General features: G+C 68.6%; 19 protein-coding genes. 10 read left to right on the top strand and 9 right to left on the bottom strand.

Annotation, left to right across the window (positions count from 1 at the left end):
• The first annotated feature begins 138 nt into the window (after positions 1-138).
• Positions 139-360, top strand: coding sequence for a hypothetical protein (locus tag ETD86_RS30275; protein ID WP_138669795.1), 222 nt, complete (start codon positions 139-141; stop codon positions 358-360).
• Here ETD86_RS30275 and ETD86_RS30270 read toward each other — a convergent pair.
• The 6 genes from ETD86_RS30270 to ETD86_RS30245 form a co-directional block, all read right to left on the bottom strand.
• A complete protein-coding gene (locus ETD86_RS30270) occupies positions 353-1,171 on the bottom strand; it encodes an NAD(P)H-binding protein (RefSeq protein ID WP_138669793.1) in 819 nt (272 codons plus the stop codon). The genes ETD86_RS30275 and ETD86_RS30270 overlap by 8 nt on opposite strands.
• A 28-nt stretch (positions 1,172-1,199) precedes the next feature.
• The gene (locus ETD86_RS30265) at positions 1,200-2,021 is read right to left on the bottom strand and encodes a Rieske (2Fe-2S) protein (protein ID WP_138669791.1); all 822 of its coding nucleotides are present in this window, start codon (positions 2,019-2,021) and stop codon (positions 1,200-1,202) included.
• A 120-nt stretch (positions 2,022-2,141) separates the two neighbouring features.
• On the bottom strand, positions 2,142-2,753 hold the full coding sequence (locus ETD86_RS30260) for an HD domain-containing protein (RefSeq protein ID WP_138669790.1): 612 nt from the start codon (positions 2,751-2,753) through the stop codon (positions 2,142-2,144).
• Between the two features lies 1 nt (position 2,754).
• Positions 2,755-5,040, bottom strand: coding sequence for a molybdopterin-dependent oxidoreductase (locus tag ETD86_RS30255; RefSeq protein WP_138669788.1), 2,286 nt, complete (start codon positions 5,038-5,040; stop codon positions 2,755-2,757).
• A gap of 123 nt (positions 5,041-5,163) precedes the next feature.
• Positions 5,164-5,811 (bottom strand): hypothetical protein, encoded by a 648-nt coding sequence (locus tag ETD86_RS30250; protein ID WP_138669786.1) that lies wholly within the window; start codon positions 5,809-5,811, stop codon positions 5,164-5,166.
• Position 5,812: 1 nt separating this feature from the next.
• Positions 5,813-6,028: a hypothetical protein gene (locus tag ETD86_RS30245; protein WP_138669784.1), complete on the bottom strand. Its 216-nt coding sequence runs from the start codon at positions 6,026-6,028 to the stop codon at positions 5,813-5,815.
• A 686-nt stretch (positions 6,029-6,714) separates the two neighbouring features.
• Between ETD86_RS30245 and ETD86_RS30240 the strand changes: the two genes are divergently transcribed.
• From ETD86_RS30240 to ETD86_RS30230, 3 genes are all read left to right on the top strand, one after another.
• Entirely contained in the window at positions 6,715-7,578 is an 864-nt protein-coding gene (locus ETD86_RS30240; protein ID WP_138669782.1) for a helix-turn-helix domain-containing protein, read from the top strand.
• On the top strand, positions 7,575-7,862 hold the full coding sequence (locus tag ETD86_RS30235; RefSeq protein WP_342779320.1) for a DUF397 domain-containing protein: 288 nt from the start codon (positions 7,575-7,577) through the stop codon (positions 7,860-7,862). The genes ETD86_RS30240 and ETD86_RS30235 overlap by 4 nt, the downstream gene beginning before the upstream one ends.
• A gap of 330 nt (positions 7,863-8,192) precedes the next feature.
• Positions 8,193-8,624: a hypothetical protein gene (locus ETD86_RS30230; protein WP_138669781.1), complete on the top strand. Its 432-nt coding sequence runs from the start codon at positions 8,193-8,195 to the stop codon at positions 8,622-8,624.
• A 94-nt stretch (positions 8,625-8,718) separates the two neighbouring features.
• On the opposite strand, the gene ETD86_RS30225 is transcribed toward ETD86_RS30230, so the two are convergent.
• Entirely contained in the window at positions 8,719-10,044 is a 1,326-nt protein-coding gene (locus tag ETD86_RS30225; protein ID WP_211370413.1) for an MFS transporter, read from the bottom strand.
• A 175-nt stretch (positions 10,045-10,219) separates the two neighbouring features.
• Between ETD86_RS30225 and ETD86_RS30220 the strand changes: the two genes are divergently transcribed.
• The 4 genes from ETD86_RS30220 (at position 10,220) to ETD86_RS30205 (ending at position 14,643) form a co-directional block, all read left to right on the top strand.
• Positions 10,220-11,047 (top strand): helix-turn-helix transcriptional regulator, encoded by an 828-nt coding sequence (locus ETD86_RS30220; RefSeq protein WP_138669777.1) that lies wholly within the window; start codon positions 10,220-10,222, stop codon positions 11,045-11,047.
• Between the two features lie 60 nt (positions 11,048-11,107).
• Positions 11,108-12,181: a CapA family protein gene (locus tag ETD86_RS30215; RefSeq protein ID WP_138669775.1), complete on the top strand. Its 1,074-nt coding sequence runs from the start codon at positions 11,108-11,110 to the stop codon at positions 12,179-12,181.
• An 18-nt stretch (positions 12,182-12,199) separates the two neighbouring features.
• Complete coding sequence (locus ETD86_RS30210; RefSeq protein ID WP_342779319.1) at positions 12,200-13,924, top strand: SDR family oxidoreductase; 1,725 nt, start codon at positions 12,200-12,202, stop codon at positions 13,922-13,924.
• Between the two features lie 74 nt (positions 13,925-13,998).
• Positions 13,999-14,643: a TetR/AcrR family transcriptional regulator gene (locus ETD86_RS30205; protein ID WP_170223350.1), complete on the top strand. Its 645-nt coding sequence runs from the start codon at positions 13,999-14,001 to the stop codon at positions 14,641-14,643.
• Here ETD86_RS30205 and ETD86_RS30200 read toward each other — a convergent pair.
• Positions 14,638-15,216, bottom strand: a complete 579-nt coding sequence (locus ETD86_RS30200) for a hypothetical protein (RefSeq protein WP_138669773.1) — start codon at positions 15,214-15,216, stop codon at positions 14,638-14,640. The two genes, ETD86_RS30205 and ETD86_RS30200, sit on opposite strands and share 6 nt — an antisense overlap.
• A 113-nt stretch (positions 15,217-15,329) precedes the next feature.
• Here ETD86_RS30200 and ETD86_RS30195 point away from each other — a divergent pair, with 113 nt between their 5' ends.
• On the top strand, positions 15,330-15,995 hold the full coding sequence (locus ETD86_RS30195; RefSeq protein ID WP_138669772.1) for a TetR/AcrR family transcriptional regulator: 666 nt from the start codon (positions 15,330-15,332) through the stop codon (positions 15,993-15,995).
• Between the two features lie 87 nt (positions 15,996-16,082).
• Here ETD86_RS30195 and ETD86_RS30190 read toward each other — a convergent pair whose 3' ends face one another.
• Positions 16,083-16,412: a hypothetical protein gene (locus ETD86_RS30190; protein ID WP_138669770.1), complete on the bottom strand. Its 330-nt coding sequence runs from the start codon at positions 16,410-16,412 to the stop codon at positions 16,083-16,085.
• A 172-nt stretch (positions 16,413-16,584) separates the two neighbouring features.
• Here ETD86_RS30190 and ETD86_RS30185 point away from each other — a divergent pair, with 172 nt between their 5' ends.
• Positions 16,585-17,115, top strand: coding sequence for a tetratricopeptide repeat protein (locus tag ETD86_RS30185; RefSeq protein WP_246148426.1), 531 nt, complete (start codon positions 16,585-16,587; stop codon positions 17,113-17,115).
• Positions 17,116-17,381 lie beyond the last annotated feature (266 nt).

Here is a 17,381-nt window from a genome sequence, read left to right as displayed (position 1 = left end):
GTGGTCGGCGGGTTCCTGGGGGCCCGCGTGGGGCGGCGGATCCCGGCGCCCGTGTTGCGGGGCGTCATCGTGTGCGTGGGGGTCGCGGCGATTATCGTACTGGTGTACGGATAGGTGTGCTGGGGTATAAACCCGGATATGAAGGGTGACCGGGTGGAGATCGTCATCGACGCGGGCGGCACCCCGCGTACTTACGAGATCAAGGCCACCCGCGCCGGCCGGCGGGTGGAGGTGGCCACGCGCCGGGGGCTCGTCGAGGTGAGCGAGGTCACCCGCAGCGGCACCCCCGTACGCACGGCCAGGTTCATGTCCAGTCGCATCCTCGCGCTCGTGGAGCACCCGGCGGACGAGGTCAGCTGAAGTCGGCGGCGTGGTCCCGCGCCCACTGCCGGAACGTCAGCGCCGGACGGCCCAGCAGTCGCCGCACCGTGTCGGTGACCTGCTCCGGGCTGGTCACGAAGCTCTCCCACCCCGTCAGCGCGCCGTCCACGAACTCCGCGTTCCCCCAGGCGGCCATGAGCTGCTCGCGGGCCTCCTCGGCCGGCTGCTCCTCCCACCGCACCGCGCGCCCGATCACCTCGCCGATCACGCGTACCTGCTCGGCCTGAGTGAGTCGCTCAGGGCCGCTGAGGACGTACGCGGCCCCGTTGTGGCCGGCCGAGGTGAGCACGTGCACGGCCACGGCCGCGATGTCCTTCTCATGGATGAGCGAGCGCGCGGCCTGCCCGTACGGCCAGCGCACGACGCCCTGCCTGATCTGCTCGGCCCAGCCCAGTGTGTTGACGGCGAAGCCGCCGGGCCGCAGGAACGTCCAGCCCAGCCCCGAGTGGCGGACCAGCCGTTCGATCTCGTGATAGTGCATCTCGGGTTCGTCCGCCACGTTCGCCGACAGGAAGACGACGCGCCGCGCGTGCTTGGCGATCGCCGTCACCACGTCCGCGGCGTTGTCCGTCGCGAAGCCGGGCCAGACCAGGAACACGCTCTCCACGTCCCGCAGCGCCGGCTCCAGCGTCTCGGCCGCCGTCAGGTCGCCCCGGACCATCTCGACGGATAGTCGCGCCCGCTGAGGGTCCCTGACGAGCGCGCGCACCTCCAGCCCGGCCTCCGCCAGCTGGGAAACCACATGCCTGCCAACATTCCCGGTCGCGCCGGTCACCAGAATCTTGCCCATGACCCGACCGTAGGACCTCAACCAAACTTCAGGTCAAGCCCGGCCGGACCTGGATCGTGCCGTCCCGCCGGATCCGCGTCTCGAACGTGGGCGCGGGCGCGGTCGCGGGCCCGTGCCGCACCGAGCCGTCCGCCAGCCGGAACGTGCTGCCGTGCCACGGGCAGACCACGCACGCCTCGCCGTTGTCCATGACGAGCCTGCCCTGGTGCAGCGGGCCGGCGAGGTGGGGGCAGTGGTCGACCATCACGGTCACGCCGTCGCCCTGGCGCAACACGAACAGCTGGATGTAGCCGAGCCGCCGCGCCACCGGCCGGCCGTCCGGCAGGTCCTTGATCGGGCACAGATCGTGCCAGCCGAGCGGCACCAGGTGGGAGACCTGAGGGGCGTGGTTGGCCCCCGCCGCCTGCCGGTACGCCAAATGGCCGCCCAGGTAGGCGCCCAGCATGCCGACGCCGAGCCCGGTGAAGGACAAGATCTTCCCGGGCCGCTCGTGGCCTCGCATGCGGACCGCCAGCGACGCGGAGAACAGGCTGAGCGCGGTCAGATTCGCCACCATATGGACGAAACCCACCCGCTGCTGCTCGCGGTGGAGCGAGGACCAGTCGGTCAGCCCGGCGGCCGCGGTCGGCAGCGCGTTGGCCACGCCCGTGGCCAGCAGTACGCGGGCGGCCCGCGGATCGGCTCTGGCCAGATCGAGCACGGCCGTCGAGAGCCAGCAGCCCAGGCTGACCGAGGCGAGCGGCGGATGGAGGGGCTCGCCGATGGGGACGCCGTGCAGCAGGTCGCGGAGCCGGCCGGGCTTGATGCGCCGGCGGATGGCTTTGGCCAGCACTCTGATCGGCCGATCCATGGCCTTCGATTTCTCGAGCCGGTCGGCGAGGGCAACCGGGCCCGCGAAACCCCGAAATTGCCGACGTCTCGCTCGTACTTCCTCTTTCACGACAGGTCCCCTACCCCGGCCATGAGGGGATCACTCGGACAGGTGTCCCCTCGCCACGGAGAGTTCGACCAGCTCCAAGGCGTACGCGCCGAGCGAGGGCGAGCCGTCCTCGATGATCTGCACCTTCTCCCTGACCTGCGAAGCCTTGACCTTGAACAGCGGCCACGTGCCGCCCTCCGTGTGATGGTTGGCCAGGATCGGGGCGAAGCGGTCGAGCGCCTTGGCGAACCGCGCCTCCGGCGTCTTCCTGGCCTCGAACTCGTCCCACAACTCCCGCACCCACACCGCCTGGTCGGCGGGGAGCAGGCCGAAGATGCGATCGGCGGCCGCCCGCTCCGCGTCGGCCTGGGCGGCGACCTCCACCGGGTCGTAGATGAACGTGTCACCGGCGTCGATCTCCACCAGGTCGTGCACCAGCAACATGGCCACCACCCGTTGGAGATCGGTCCCCGGCGGGGCATGCTCGCCGAGGACCATCGCCAGCGTGCCCACGTACCAGGAGTGCTCTGCGGTGTTCTCCCGCCGTGAACCGTCGATGAGATGGTTGCGGCGGATGATCCGCTTCAACTTGTCGATTTCGATGGCGAAGGCGATCTGGGCGTTCAGGCGGTCCTCTTCTGGCGCGATAGTCACGCGCGACACCCTAATGTGCGGTGATCACCCCGGTTGGTGAAATCGTGACCGGAACTCCGTTGAACACTGCGTTACCACTTGGAACGTCGACGGCCGATTCGTCCGTGAGCGTGTTCACGGAGACGCCCGCGTGCTCGGCCGCCACGCTCTGCGCGCTGCCCGCGTGGCCCCAGCCGTGCGGCAGGCTGACCACGCCCGGCATGATGCTGTCGGTGGGCTCCAGCGGCACCGTGAGCCGGCCCTTCGCCGAGCTCACCACGGCCTCGCCGGCGAGCCCGAGCCGGGCGACGTCGGCCGGGTTGATCTGCAGCGTGCAGGTGTTGCTGCCGCCGACCAGCGAGCCCACGTTGTGCAGCCAGCTGTTGTTGGAGCGCAGGTGGCGCCGCCCGATCAGGACGATCTCCGGCGGCTCCTCGTCCAGCTTGCTCCGCAGCCGGTCCACGTCCTCGATGAGCTGCGGCGGCGCCAGCTCGATCAGCCCGGAGGCGGTCTTGAGCACCTCGTCGAGCCGGGGCTCCAGCGGGCCGAGGTCCAGGCCGTGCGGGTTGTCCAGCAGCTTGCGCAGCGACAGGTCGCCCTTGCCGGCCCACTCGCCGTACGGGCCGAGCCTCAGCATGAGATCGAGCCTGCGCTCGCCGCCGCTCTCGCCGTCCAGCGCCGCGCGCAGCTCGGCCACATCCCGGCCCTCGACGCCGGAGCCGGGCGTCTCCGTGGCCTTGCGCAACATCTGGTCGATGACGAACGCGTCCAGGTCTCCTTCGAGCCCCGAGGCGATCATGGCCAGCCTGGCCAGGATCTGCGCCTCGGACGGCTGCCCGTCCAGCGGCAGCAGCGGCGGCGAGTACCGCGTGTAGTTGCGCACGGCGAACCCCAGCAGGGCGAAGTCGTAGTGCCCCGACTGCAGCACCCGCGGCGGCGGCAGGATCACGTTGGCGTGCTTGGTGGTCTCGTTCAGGTAGGGGTCCACGCTCACCATGAAGTCGAGCTGCTCGAAGGCCGCGTCCAGCCGGGTCCCGTGCGGCGCCGACAGGACAGGGTTGCCCGCGACCGTGAGCAGGAACTTGATCTGGCCCTCGCCCGGCGTCTCGATCTCGTCCGCGAGCGTGGCCACCGGCAGCTCGCCGTTCGCCTCGGGCAGGCCGCGGACCCGGCTCGTCCACCGCCCCACCTGGTACGGCCTGCGCGAGTGCATGGCCTCACTCCGTGAGGCGGGGCTCGCTCGCCGCGCAGGGGACTCTGTGGCGGGCTTCGGGAACATGGCGCCGCCAGGCCGGTCGAGGTTGCCGGTGAGCACGTTGAGCACGTCCACCAGCCACTGGGCCAGCGTGCCGAACTCGGCGGTGCAGGTGCCGATCCTGGCGTACACGGCGGCCGTACGCGCTGCCGCCAGCTCCCTGGCCAGCCGTACGATCACCTCGGCCGGCACCCCGGTACGGCGGGCCACCGACTCGGGCGGGAAGTGCTTGGCCGCCTCCCGCACCTGGTCCAGTCCGTTCACTCTGTTTATCGGCCGATCTCCGCTCGGCGTGCTGTGATGGACGTCCTCGCTTCGCTGCGGATCCATCACAGCCGGCAGCGTGATGAGGTCCTCGGCGAAGAGCGTGTGCACCAGGCCGAACAGCAGGTAGGCGTCAGTGCCCGGGCGGACGAAGACGTGCTCGTCGGCCAGCGCGGCGGTCCGCGTGCGCCGGGGGTCGACCACGACGAGCCGTCCGCCGCGCCTGCGCAGCGCCTTCAGCCTGCCGGGGAAGTCCGGCGCGGTGCACAGTGACCCGTTGGACTCCAGCGGGTTCGCGCCCAGCATCAGCAGGTAGTCCGTGCGGTCCAGGTCGGGGACCGGGATGGCCAGCGGGTGCCCGAACATCAGGCCGCTGGCCACGTGCTTGGGCATCTGGTCGGCGGTGCTGGCGGAGTAGACGTTGCGGGTGCCGAGCGCCTTGATCAGCGGGGCGCCGTACAGCGCGCCCGCCATGCTGTGGGCGTTCGGGTTCCCGAGGTAGACCGCGACCGACTGGCGGTCGGTCACCTGGCCGAGCGCGGTCTTCACAGCGCCGAACGCCTCGTCCCAGTCGACCTCCCGCCACAGGTCACCCTCTCGGATCAGCGGCTTGCGCAGCCTGTCGGGGTCCTCGTCGAGCCTGCCGAGGCTGGCACCCTTCGGGCAGATGAAGCCCTTGCTGAACGGATCGTCCTTGTCGCCGCGGACGCTGGTCACGTGCCCGCCCTCGTCGAGCGTGAGCGTCAGGCCGCAGACGGCTTCGCAGAGGGGACATGTCCGGTGGACGGTCGAGGTCATCACGACTCCTGAGTTCGCCAGATGAACTCATCTTGGCTGGTGCCGCGCGCATGGGGAAGCCCCGGAGCCCCCGCGGTCTCCGGGGCTTCCTCCCCGGGGAAGGCCCCATTTACCCCGGGGTCATCAGCCGACCTGCGACAGCATCACCTGTGTGCGCAGATCAGGCGGCTCCTCGAGATCGGGTCGGAGCGAGACCCACGCACGCCTGCCGTAGAGCCGGTCCAGCCCGGGCGCGTCGGCGCCGGGGACCTCGTCCCGCCGGACGATCTCCACGATCAGCAGCTGCGCCCGCGTGCGGTGCCGGTAGACGTTCACGCTCCTGGCCCAGCAGGCCGCGGCGATCTCTTCGCTGTACGCCTCGAACTTCTCGGCGCTGATCCCGGCCCGCGTCAGGATCAGTGCCTTCTCACCGGTCGTCGTCGGAGTGATCCACAACACCAGCGGGATGCGCCCGGCCCTGGTGTGCATCGTCGTCTCCAGGCAGACCCGCTGCAGGCGGTGCCTGGAGAAGACGCACCAGAAGTGGGCGGCGATCCAGTTGCGGCCCATCCTGGTGGCGGCCGGCACCGAGATCGCGCTCGTCAGCAAGAGCAAGGGCACCCACCGGCCTTGCTGCGTCGCGGTGAGCAGCGTCAGTGCGACCAGCGCCAGCGTGAGGACCAGCAACAATTCGCTCCGCGCCCGCCAGAGCCTGACGAGCGGCCCGCCGCCCCCGGCGGCGGGGAGATCCACGCCGGCGGGGAAAATCGGGTTGCGCGGGTTCCGCGACACGTCAGGTCACCTCCTCGTGCACCCGGCGAGGCAGGCGGAGCTGGTCGAAACGTGGATCCCGATAGCGACGGGCTCCGAATCCCGTCCTGGTCACGGTCCAGCCGACGTGGTACGCGAATTCGTCGGGCTCCATGCAGATTTCGCGGTCGGCCCATGCGACGAGCTCCCGGATCCGGGACTTGATTCGGCCGAGTCCCTTGGTACCTTGTGAGTACATAGAAGACCCCTTTCGCGGCATTTCTAGAGGTGGCTTCTTCGCCGGTCCGAGAGCTGATGGCCAGGTCCGTCGCAGGGTGGCAGCCCATATGCGGGGACACGGGTCGTCAGTCTCGGCCCGGCTTTTTCGTGTACCAGTGAGTCAACGTGCGCCGGATTCGTCAGCGCTGGCTGCTTCAGTCGATTGTGAGATCCTTCCGGCAAGCGGCCTCCCTGGGGGTGACGTTCAATTCCGGGGCGGCGACGTTGCCGGCGATGCGGCCCTGGCAGGGGCGCGCGACCAAAGGGGGAAGGCCCGGTGCGTGCGGCGATGTCGTCATGCCCGGCCTCCCTCACATTCGAGAAACCTTCCTCGCTATCGATCGTCCTCCGTGGTTCTCGTTGCTGCAATACCCTGAGCAAGGAAGATTTCATTTTCTTCGCTTCTTGCCGATTGGCTTGCTATGCAACTTGCACGAGATGTGGCACGGGCCAGGCATCGGGAGGGGATGGACAATCCTTGCTCTGACCTAGAGGAGTGCACAGAGCTCGTCTTGCTCCTACGCTCTCCCCGTGACAGCCTTCTGGCAAGCCCACCTGCCAGTGCGCGTGCAACTTGCAGTGTAAGATTGGGCGAACGGCCCAGAAACGCAGTTTCCAAACGATCCCTTCCAGCTACACCTTCCTTCCCGACAAGGAGAGCGGACGGTGCCAACGCAGCAGGGCAGCCCGACGGTACGCAGACTCCGGCTCGGCCAGGAGCTGCGTTTGCTGCGCGAGCGGCGAAAACTCACCGGGGCCAAGGCGGCCAGAGAGCTCGGCTGGTCGGCGAGCAAGGTCAGCCGCATCGAGGCCGCCAGGACGATGCCCAGCACCGACGACATCAAGGCGCTGGTGAAGCTCTATCGCGTCGATGGGGACAAACTTGATGAGCTCATCGGCCTGTTGCGGGATGCGGAGCAGCGGGGGTGGTGGGAAGATTACGAAGACGCTCTTCCCGAGGAATACACAAGATTCCTGGGGCTAGAGGCGGAGGCGATCTCTCAGCGATCCTGGGAGCCGCATCTCGTGCCGGGCCTCCTGCAGACCGAGGACTACGCGCGGGAGGTCATCCTGGCCTCCCGGGGCATCGCGCGCATCACGCACAGCGGTGTCCGCAGTCGCGTCGAGGCCCGCCTCGACCGGCAACAGCGCGTACTCCATCGGCCCGAGCCCTGCCGGCTCACGGTCGTGCTCGACGAGTCGGCGCTGATGCGCCGCTTCGGCGAGCCCTCGGTGATGCGTGAGCAGATGGAGCATCTCCTGGAGATTTCCCTGCTCCCGCATGTCAGTGTGCGGGTCCTCACCCTGGACTCACTTCATCCGGTGAACACCGGTACCTTTATTCATCTGCAGTTTGCGGAATTTGACGATGTGGTGTACCTGGAACAGCTGTATACTGCCAACTTCGTCGATGACCTCGAACGTGTGGCCGGCTACGAAACCGCCTTCGACCACATCAAGTCGGAGGCGCTCGATGAGGACGAATCTCGCGTTCTTATTCAGCGTAAAGCTATGCTGTGGCGGCGATGATACGCCCACCTCAACAAGGGGCAATGGAGCCCCTTCAGCTATTTGGGGAGATAATGCACAACCACCCTTCGAAGGCGGCTTGGCGGAAGAGCACCTTCTGCAATGGCGCAGACGCCTGTGTCGAGGTCGCCCCCCTCGCCAACGGAAACGTTGCGCTCCGTGACTCCAAGGCGCAAGATGGTCCCGTTCTCGTGTTCACTCCGGAGGAGTGGGCAGTTTTCCTCAACGGAGCGCGGGCGGGCGAGTTCGATTTCGATCTTGAGGCGCGAGTCGCGGGCGCATGACGAATGGCCCTGGTCCCCCTTGTGCCACCAAGTTGACCAGGGCCATCCCCTAGAGGCTTCGGACGCGCCTCACTTCCACGCAGCCCACCGAGGTGGGGTGGTAGAAAACTTGCACATCATGGCAAGCTGTGCCGGGATGTGCAAGCGTGGCGCGATCACGATCTAGATCGCGCCACGTCCACCCCCGAGGACGGACCGACTTCATCCTGTCATGACCGCGCGTCCCCATGCCGACACAACTCCCTTATTACTCCGGGGTAGCCACCAGGAGATGGCATGGAAAGATGGATTCTCCCCGAGCGCAGGTCGCAAGACCGTTGCCTGCTCCAAATGGCGCGGTATTTCAAGACGGTGCCGAACACGTCGTTAGACGTGGAAATTGAAATCGACGGCCCACGCATTATTCCGTGCCCGGATCTTCCCGCCGCTCTCGCGGACGAGCAGGCACGAAACGTTGTGCTGATCCTCCGGCCGGTGGTCAACGGGCAACCACCCGACGACTGGCAACTCCACATCTCGGGAGTTCGTGACGCCCGGTCACCGGTAATTGAGGTGCACCCGTGCAACGGCGTCCCGCGGAAACTGCTCGACGGCGTGACGCGAGTGGCCCACTCCTATTGCGACGGGGGGAGGAAACGCTTCCGGCGGCTCAGGGCCCTGGGCGGCTTCTTCCGTAATCACGTGTGGGCGCCGTTCCTGGTCCCCGTCGTGGTCGCCCTCGTGGCCGGCGGAATCATGGTGTTGCTCGGCTGGAGGGGCTGACGGGCGAGGCCCGGCGTGTCCCGTGCAGGGGGCGCGCCGGCCTCAGGTCAGGCGAGGCCCAGGCCTTGGGCGACACCCTGGCCGAGGTCCTTGTTTAGGTAGGTGATGGCACGCGGCTGCGTACGAGGAAGATCGAGCTCAGGCCCGCGAGCACAGCAAGCCCGGCCATGGCGAGGGAGGCGCCCAGGGGCGCCGACAGGGTGCCGTGGCCCTGGCTCAGGGTGATGAACAACGTTCCCACCGTGGCGACGCCGATGACCTGGCCGAGCTGCATCACGGTGAGCAGCGCGCCCGAGGCGTCGGCCGCGTACGTGCCGTCCACCCGCTCGGTCGCCATGTTGGTCACCGCCACCTGCACGCCGAGCCCGGCGCCGATGAGCGCGCTCATGATCGCGTACGCGAGGCCGCCTCCGGCGGCGAGACCGAGACCGAGGTAAGCGGGCGCGGCCACCACGTAGCCGAAGGGCACCAGCGGGCGCTGCAACTGGACCGGCAGGCGTGGCCAGAGGAGGCCGACCAGGCCGAACGCCAGCGCGCAGGGCACCATCATCATTCCGGAGGCCAGCGGCGACAGGTGCAGCTCGCCCTGCAGGTGCAGGGCCGAGGTGAACAGGAACGCGCCCCAGGTGGCCGGTCCGAAGAGCAGGATCACCAGCCCTGGCCGCATGCCGGGCGCACGCAGCACCCGCGCGTCCACGAGAGGGCGGCCGCCGCGCTTCGTGACCCACCGCTCGATGCGGACGAACGCCCCGAACATCACCACGCTCAGCCCCATGGAAACCCAGCCCCACAGCGGCCAGCCCAGGTCGCGGCCGAGCACCAGCGGCACCACGAACAGCAGGACCGCCGCGGACAGCGTCACCAGGCCCCATGGGTCGAGCCCGATCCGGCCGCCGCCCTCGTCGGCGGGCAACACCTTGAACCCGGCCGCCAGCAGGAGCGCACCGATAGGCGCCAGCACCAGGAACACGATGCGCCAGCCCGCGCCGAAGCCCAGCAGGATCCCGCCAAGCGCCTGGCCGGCCACGATGCCGCCGCTGATCGTCAGCGACCACATCCCGATCGCCCGGCCGCGCGCCGCGCCCTGGTAGTTGCGCTGGATCAACGTCAGGACCTGCGGCATCATCAGTGCCGCGCCGGCGCCCTGCAAGAGGCGGAAGGCCACCAGCCAGCCGGTCGACGGCGCCAGGCCCGCGGCCAGGGTGGTGGCGGTGAACACCGCCAGGCCGCTCAGGAACGCGTTGCGGTAGCCGAACAGGTCGCCGACCCTGGCTCCGGTGATCAGCAAGACGGCGTAGACAATGGTGTAACCGGCCACGATCATCTGCAGTCCGGCGCCCGAGGAGTGCAGGTCGGCTTCGATGGTCGGGGTGGCCACGTTGACGATGTTGACGTTCAGGATGGCCAGGAACTGCCCCACGAGGATGATCGCAAGAAGCAGGCCACTGGCTCGTGTCCCTCTCTGTGGGTTTGTGTCCACGTGAGAGGTGAAAGCGGCAGTTTGCGGCATGGTGTTCAGTTTGCCGAGGTATCGGTACCAGTAACGAGAGCCCATTTATACTGGTATTGGCGGTAACTGGATAACGGGTGGCGATATGAGCGTGGCAACGGCAAAACGTGAGGATCTGTCGGCGTTCCTGCGTACGCGTCGCGAGCGGATCACCCCGGAAATGGTCGATCTGGCGCCCGGCCCGCGCAGGCGCACCCCTGGGCTGCGGCGCGAGGAGGTCGCCCAGCTGGCCGGGGTCGGCGTGACCTGGTACACGTGGCTGGAGCAAGGCCGGCCGATCAACGCCAGCACTCAGGTGCTCGACGCGATCGCGCGCACGCTGCGGCTCGACAGCGCCGAGCGGCAGCACCTCTATCGGCTGGCGGGACACTCCGAGGGTCCCGTTCCAGTGGACCCGGGGCACGTGACGCCCGAGCTCCAGGGCATCCTCGACCGGCTCGGCGACATGCCCGCCGTCATCTCCAACGGCCGCTGCGACGCCCTGGCCTGGAACGCCGCCTACGCCGCCCTGTTCCCCGAGCTGGTCAACGCGCCTGAGAGTGAGCGCAACTCGCTCTGGCAGACCTGCCTCAACCCCGCCCTCTCCGCCATGCTGCTCAACCGCGACCAGGAGTTGGCGCGGGCGGTCGCCGTCTTCAGGAGCGCTTACAGCCGGCACGCGGACGACCCGTGCTGGCAGGACTTCGTCCGGCGGCTCAGCGCCGAGAGCGCCGAGTTCGCCCGGTTGTGGGCCAGGCAGGACGTGGCCGAGCCGGGGCCGAGGGCGAAGACGTTCAAGCACGTGGAGCTGGGCGAGCTGCGGTTCAGCACGACCAGCCTCGTGGCCGTCCCCGAGAACCGGGTGGTGGTCTACACGCCGATGGACGACGCGACCAGGTCCGCAATGACCAAATTGATGGGGTCTGCGCGGTAATCTGCCCTGCATGGCATGCTCGATCCCTGAAAGTCAGGATTCGAGCGGAAATGGCGGCAGATGAGACTCCCCCGTGCCCTCCCGTTGCTCGCCGTGGTCGCCTCGCTTGCCGCCTGCTCGTCGGCGCCTGAGCAGGAGTTGCAGAGCAAGCAGGTGGACCAGCAGGCGGCCGTGTCGCCGTCGGAGAAGCCGACGCCGGAGCGGCGGCCGTACACGATCTCCTTCGGCGGGGACGTGCACTTCGAAGGGATGTTGCGGCCCAGGTTGTCGAACCCGCGCACCGCCCTCGGGCCGATCGCGAGCGTGCTGCGCCAGGCCGATTTATCAATGGTGAACCTGGAGACCGCCATCACCACCGGGGGGACGCCCGCGCCTGGCAAGCAGTTCACGTTCCGGGCGCCGGTGAGCGCGTTCACCGCGTTGAAGGCCGCAGGGGTGGACGTCGTGTCCATGGCGAACAACCACGGCATGGACTACATGGAGAGCGGGCTGGCCGACTCGCTGGCGGCGATCAAGCGCAGCAGGTATCCCGTGGTGGGGATCGGGAGGAACGCGGCGGAGGCGTACAAGCCGTTCAGGAAGACCGTGAACGGGAACCGGGTCGCGATCATCGGGGCCACGCAGGTGCTGGACGCGGAGTTCATCCAGTCGTGGACGGCCACGGCCGACAAGGGCGGGCTGGCCTCGGCCAAGGACGAGGCGAGCCTGCTGCGGGCGGTGCGGCAGGCGCGCAAGAACTCCGACACCGTGATCGTCCACCTGCACTGGGGCACCGAGATGCAGAAGTGCCCGAACCCGGCCCAGCTCGCGCTCGCCCCCAAGCTGATCAAGGCCGGCGCGGACGTGATCGTCGGCGGGCACGCGCACATCCTGCTCGGGTCCGGATATCTCGGCAATGCGTACGTCAACTACGGCATGGGCAACTTCGTCTTCTACAACTCCAATCCGGCGACCACCGGCAGGACCGGGGTGTTGACGTTGACGATCAACGGGCGGAAGGTGCTGAAAGACCGTTGGACGCCGGCCACCATCCAGGGCGGTGTCCCGGTCCCGATGACCGGGTCCGCCAGGACCCAGGCGGTGTCGGACTGGAAGGCGCTGCGCTCCTGCGCCGGGCTGGCCGCGCGGCCCTGACGGCTCTATATTTTGGACGTGCTGTCCAATAGGCCGTCCAATGGGGAGGTCGCGATGCGGTGGGTCGAGTCCGGTGACGTACGGCTGGCGGTCTTCGAGGACGGTGACCCGGCCCGCCCGACGCTGCTGCTCGTGCACGGCTATCCGGACACGCACCGGGTCTGGGACGAGGTGGTCGCGCTGTTACGCGACCGCTTCCATGTGGTGCGGTACGACGTACGCGGGGCCGGGGCGTCCACCGAGCCGTGGGATCGCGACTACGGGTTCGACCGGCTGATGGATGATCTGTCCGCCGTGCTCGACGCCGTGGGGAAGCCCCAGGTGCATCTCGTCGGGCACGACTGGGGGTCCCTGCAGGGCTGGGAGGCCGTGGGGCGGCCGGGAATCCTGGAGCGGGTGGCCTCGTACACCAGCATCGGCGGGCCGGGCTTGCGGCAGGCGGCGCACTTCCTGCGGCACGGCAGGCGGCGCGAGGTCGCCGCTCAGCTGGTCAGGTCCTGGTACATCGGCGGGTTCATGATCCCCAGGCTGCCGGAGCTCATGTGGAGCACGATCCTGCCCCGGCTCATCGCGCAGGGCTTCGGCGACGGGGTCACGGCGCGTGCCGGGCATCCCGCCGAGACGCTGGTCAAGGACGCGCACAACGGATTGTGGCTCTACCGGAGCAACATGCGTGGCACGCTCGCGGATCCCGATCTCAGCCCGGCCGTCGGGGACGTCCCCGTGCAGCTCATCGAGGCCACCCGCGACCGGTTCGTGACGCCGGCACTGCTGACCTCGATCGGGCAGTGGGTGCCCAGGCTCTGGCATCGCGAGATCGCGGCAGGCCACTGGGCGCAGCGCAGCCATCCCGAGCTCGTCGCCGGGATGATCGCCGAGTTCGCGGCGCACGTGGACGGCGCTCCGTCGTCCAGGGAGTTGCGGCGGGCGCGGGTGGGGGCGCCGCGCGGGGCTTTCGGGGATCGGCTCGTGGTGGTAACGGGAGCGGGGTCGGGGATCGGGCTGGCCACGGCGCGGGCGTTCGCCGCCCATGGGGGTGAGGTGGTCTGCGCGGACATTGACGCCGATGCCGCCGCGCGGGTCGCGAGCGGGATCGTCAAGGACCTCGGGGGCACGGCGTGGGCCAAGCAGGTAGATGTCGCGAATATCGATCAAATGGAGGACTTTTCGCGAAATATCATCTCTGAATATGGGGTGCCGGACATTGTGGTCAACAATGCGGGGATCGCCGTTGCCGGGCCCATTCTCGATCATACGGTGGATGACTGGCGCAGAACGATCGACGTCAATCTCTGGGGTGTCGTTCACGGGTGCCGGCTGTTCGGGGCCGCCATGGTGGAGCGCGGCCAGGGCGGGCACATCGTCAACGTCGCCTCCCTGGCCGCGTTCGCACCGTCCAGGATGTTGCCCGCGTACGCGGTCTCGAAGGCGGCCGTGAAGGTGCTCAGCGACTGCCTCAGGGCCGAACTGGCCGGGCACGGGATCGGCGTCAGCGCCGTCTGCCCGGGCTTCGTGTCCACGCCGCTGGCGCGGCACGCCACGTACGTGGGGCGGGACCTGCGCGAGGCGGCCGTACGCGGGCTGGCACGGCGCCGGTACCCGCCCGAGCGGGTGGCCGCCCACATCCTGCGGGCCGTACACCGGAATCAGGCGGTCGTGCCGGTCAACCTGGAAGGCAAAATAGGCTATGCGCTGTCGCGGATTTCACCGCGGGCGATGCGTGGGCTGGCGCGGCTGGGTTGAGCGACAAGAAATCCACAAATTTGCAAGTAACGATCGCCCGTACGGGAGAAGATGAATCCGTGTCTTCGCCGCAGATGGATGACGATTGTGCCCAGCCCCAAACTCTGAGGCGGCAGCCCGCACAGCGCCGCAGCGCGCGGCGGGTCGAGCGCATGCTCGACGCCTGTGCCGAGCTGCTCGACGAGACCGGATACGAGGCCCTGTCCACCACCCGCATAGCCGAGCGGGCGGACGTGGCGATCGGGTCGGTCTACCAGTTCTTTCCCGACAAGCGGGCCATCACCCAGGAAGTCACCCGGCGCAACGTCGAGGAGTTCGTCCGGAGGGTGGACCGCAGGTTCCTGGAGGAGGACCATCGCGGCTGGTGGGAGGCGGTCGACGCGATCATCGACGAGTACGTCGACATGCACAGGACGGTCCCCGGCTTCAAGAGCCTGCACTTCGGTGACGCCGTCGACCTCAACATGCTCGACTCCGACTCCGACAACAACACGGTGATCGCGGGACGGCTGCGCGGGTTGTTCCTGACGGAGTTCGGGCTGGCCGACAGCCCGGAGCTGGACCTGGCCGTGCTGGTGGCGGTCGAGGCCGGGGACGCCGTGCTGAAGCTGGCCTTCCGCCGGGACCCCGACGGTGCTCCCGAGATCATCGACGCCGCCAAACAGCTCATCCGCGGCTTCCTGTCCCGCCAGCTGAAATCCTGGTCGCCGCCCTCATAGGGCCTTGCCGCGAAAGTACGCTCGCGCCGGCGGGAGCGCGAGCAGGACGACGACGAGCACCGAGCCCAGCGTCGTCAGCACGAGCTTGACGACGGCCGCGTAGTGCAGCCAGCCCGGCATGGCCTGCGCGGCCGCGTCCACCAGTGCCGTCACGTTGACGCGCGCCAGCACCGGGTCGCTCGCGAACATGGACTCCAGCAGCGGGGCGACCCATACCTGGCCGGGGACGATGACGACGCCGGCGACGAAGAGGATCGGGTGGAAGGTCCAGGACAGGATGCGGCCGACGCGTCTGCCGTTCAGGTTGAGCACCGCCAGAGTCGCCAGAATCAGGACGATCGCGATGGCGAACGGCAGATCCGCGACGTTCGACCCGAAGCTGATGCCGTGCTCGGCGAGGACGGAGGGCGGCACGCCCTGGCGGGCGACCTCCGCCTCGGCCGCCGCCTGCGCGCCGGCGCCGTGGACGAGGACGACGTAGGTCCCGAGCACGAACGGGAGGGCGCTCAGTAACTGCAGTGTCGCGGCCAGGACGACGCCACGCGGACGCTCGGTACGGGTTCCGGATTTCATGATGTGCTCCTCTGCGGAGACGGCTTGAACTTTGTGCAAGTCGACCGTATGCCCGCACTTGTACTAAGTGCAAGCAGGTTTTGAACTTTGTTCAAGACACCTATCCTTGGCAGATGCCGCGTGACACGTTGACCAGGGAGCAGATCATCCAGACCGCTGTCGAGGTCCTGGACGCCGAGGGTGTGGAAGGGCTCAACATGCGGCGCCTCGGCACCCGGCTCGGCTCCGCGGCCACGGCGGTCTACTGGCACGTCAAGAGCAAGGACGAGCTCCTCGTACTGGCCGCGGACGAGATGTGGGGCGAGATCGAGCTGCCGGACCCGGCCGCGGTGGGCTGGCGCCAGGCGGCCGCCGTCATGGCCCGCAACCTCCATGCGATGGTCCTCAGACACCCGTGGCTGGTGACGGCCATGAGCACGCACACCATCTACGGCCCGGGCAAGGCCCGCCACGACGACCACCTCATCGGGGTCTACGAGGCCGCCGGGTTCACCGGGCGGCAGGTGGACTGGGCGCTGAACGCGGTCTTCGTGTTCGCCCTCGGCCAGGCGCTCGGTGAGGCGTCCGACGCCGCCTTGCGCCGGCGGCTCCGCCGGACCGGTGGTGACGAGGAGGAGCGGATGCGGGCGACAGCGGAGTGGGTCGCCAAGGTCGCCGCGCAGTTCCCGAGGTTGCGGGCGCGCCTGGAAACTCCGGACGGCGACGGCCCGGACGAGAGCTTCGAGTTCGGGCTCCAGACGGTCCTCGACGGCCTGGAGGCGCGGCTGGCCGGGCAGTGAGCCGCCTGGAGGGTGCGGGCCCGGTCGTGGGGCGCCTGGACCCCGGCTGGTCGGGGTGGTGAGCTCCCTAGAGGGCCGGCAGGGTGCTCAGTTCTCCTCGATGACGTTCTGGACCTGCTTCAGCAGTCCTGGCAGCCAGGCAGGCACCTCACTGGGCCAGTGCTTGTGGCGGTCCAGCGCGGTCGCGGGCACCTGTTGGAAGCGCGGTGTGGGAGGCGTGCGCCGGCACGGCGCGGAGAACGACACCGGGCGCGCGTCCCTGGCCTCCCTGAGATCCAGCCTCGCTTCCAGCGCCCGCAGGTTACGTTCCGCGGCCTCGATGGCCTCCATCCGGGCTGACAGGTAGCCGGCCACACCGGGAACGAGGGCCGACAGGACGACCATACAGGCCAGCGCGAAGGTCATCTGCTTGGACATGCCCATCACAGCCCCTTCCGCTCGCAAGGCGCAAAGCATCCGATATATGCCCCGCGACCTGCATAAACACGCGGACTGTGAGCATGGTTGAACAAGTCGTTACCGAATTTCGCACCGACCGGCGATGTGCATTGACCGGGCAAAGCGCCGAGCGGCTCGGTAGTCTCGCGGTGTGGCGCATGTGACCCGTGAGCACCTTGATCGTCTGCTTGAGCAGGCCCTGCTGGCCGACGACCACAGTTCCCTGGCCAGTCGGCTTTACGACGTCGCGCTCGACTACTCGTCCGGCGACGTCTCCAGGGCGTCCATCCTGGTCCTCGCCGCCGAGGAGTGGCGAGCGGCGGGCCAGCCCGCGCGCGCGATGGAGTGTTTCCAGCGCGCGGTCGAGGACGGTGGCGAGGCGGGTTTCGATGCGCGTGCCGGCATTGCCGACACGCTCTTCGAGCTCGACAGGGCCGATGAGGCAAGGGAGGTCATCGAGACGATACGGGCCGAGGGCGGCGTGTCCACGGCGACCGCTCACACGATCGCCGAGACGCTGGTGGCGTACGGGGATCTGCAGGGCGGGCTCGAGTGGGCCACCCAGGCCGCGCTGGGGTCCGATGAGAGCGATCCTGAGCATGTGGCCGCGTTGCGTACGCGGTACCGCATCAGGGTCGACCTCGGTCTGCCCGAGGACGAACTGGACGCACTCGTCCACTGACCGCCGCGGCCGGCCAAGTCGGCCGGCGGTTGCGTGCGCGGCTCGGCGCACGCGGTCCATGTCGGCATGCCTGACGAAGAGACACCAGGGTCCTGAGGGGTTGGTGTGACCACGCCCCCATCCTTTTGACCGCGACGTTCGCCGCCTATGCCACCCGCCACCAGCGCACACCTATGGGTGAACACGATGTCCCACGGCGGGGTACCGCAGTGATCGGGCGCTGGACTCATGGGCGCGGCCACGTGGGCCCAGTGCTCGCAGGCGGA

This window comes from Nonomuraea turkmeniaca (assembly GCF_005889735.1).
In the GTDB taxonomy this organism is placed as follows: Bacteria; Actinomycetota; Actinomycetes; order Streptosporangiales; family Streptosporangiaceae; genus Nonomuraea; species Nonomuraea turkmeniaca.
The sequence above is the reverse complement of the archived record's forward strand: the minus strand, read 5'-3'. Positions and strand labels throughout refer to the sequence as shown.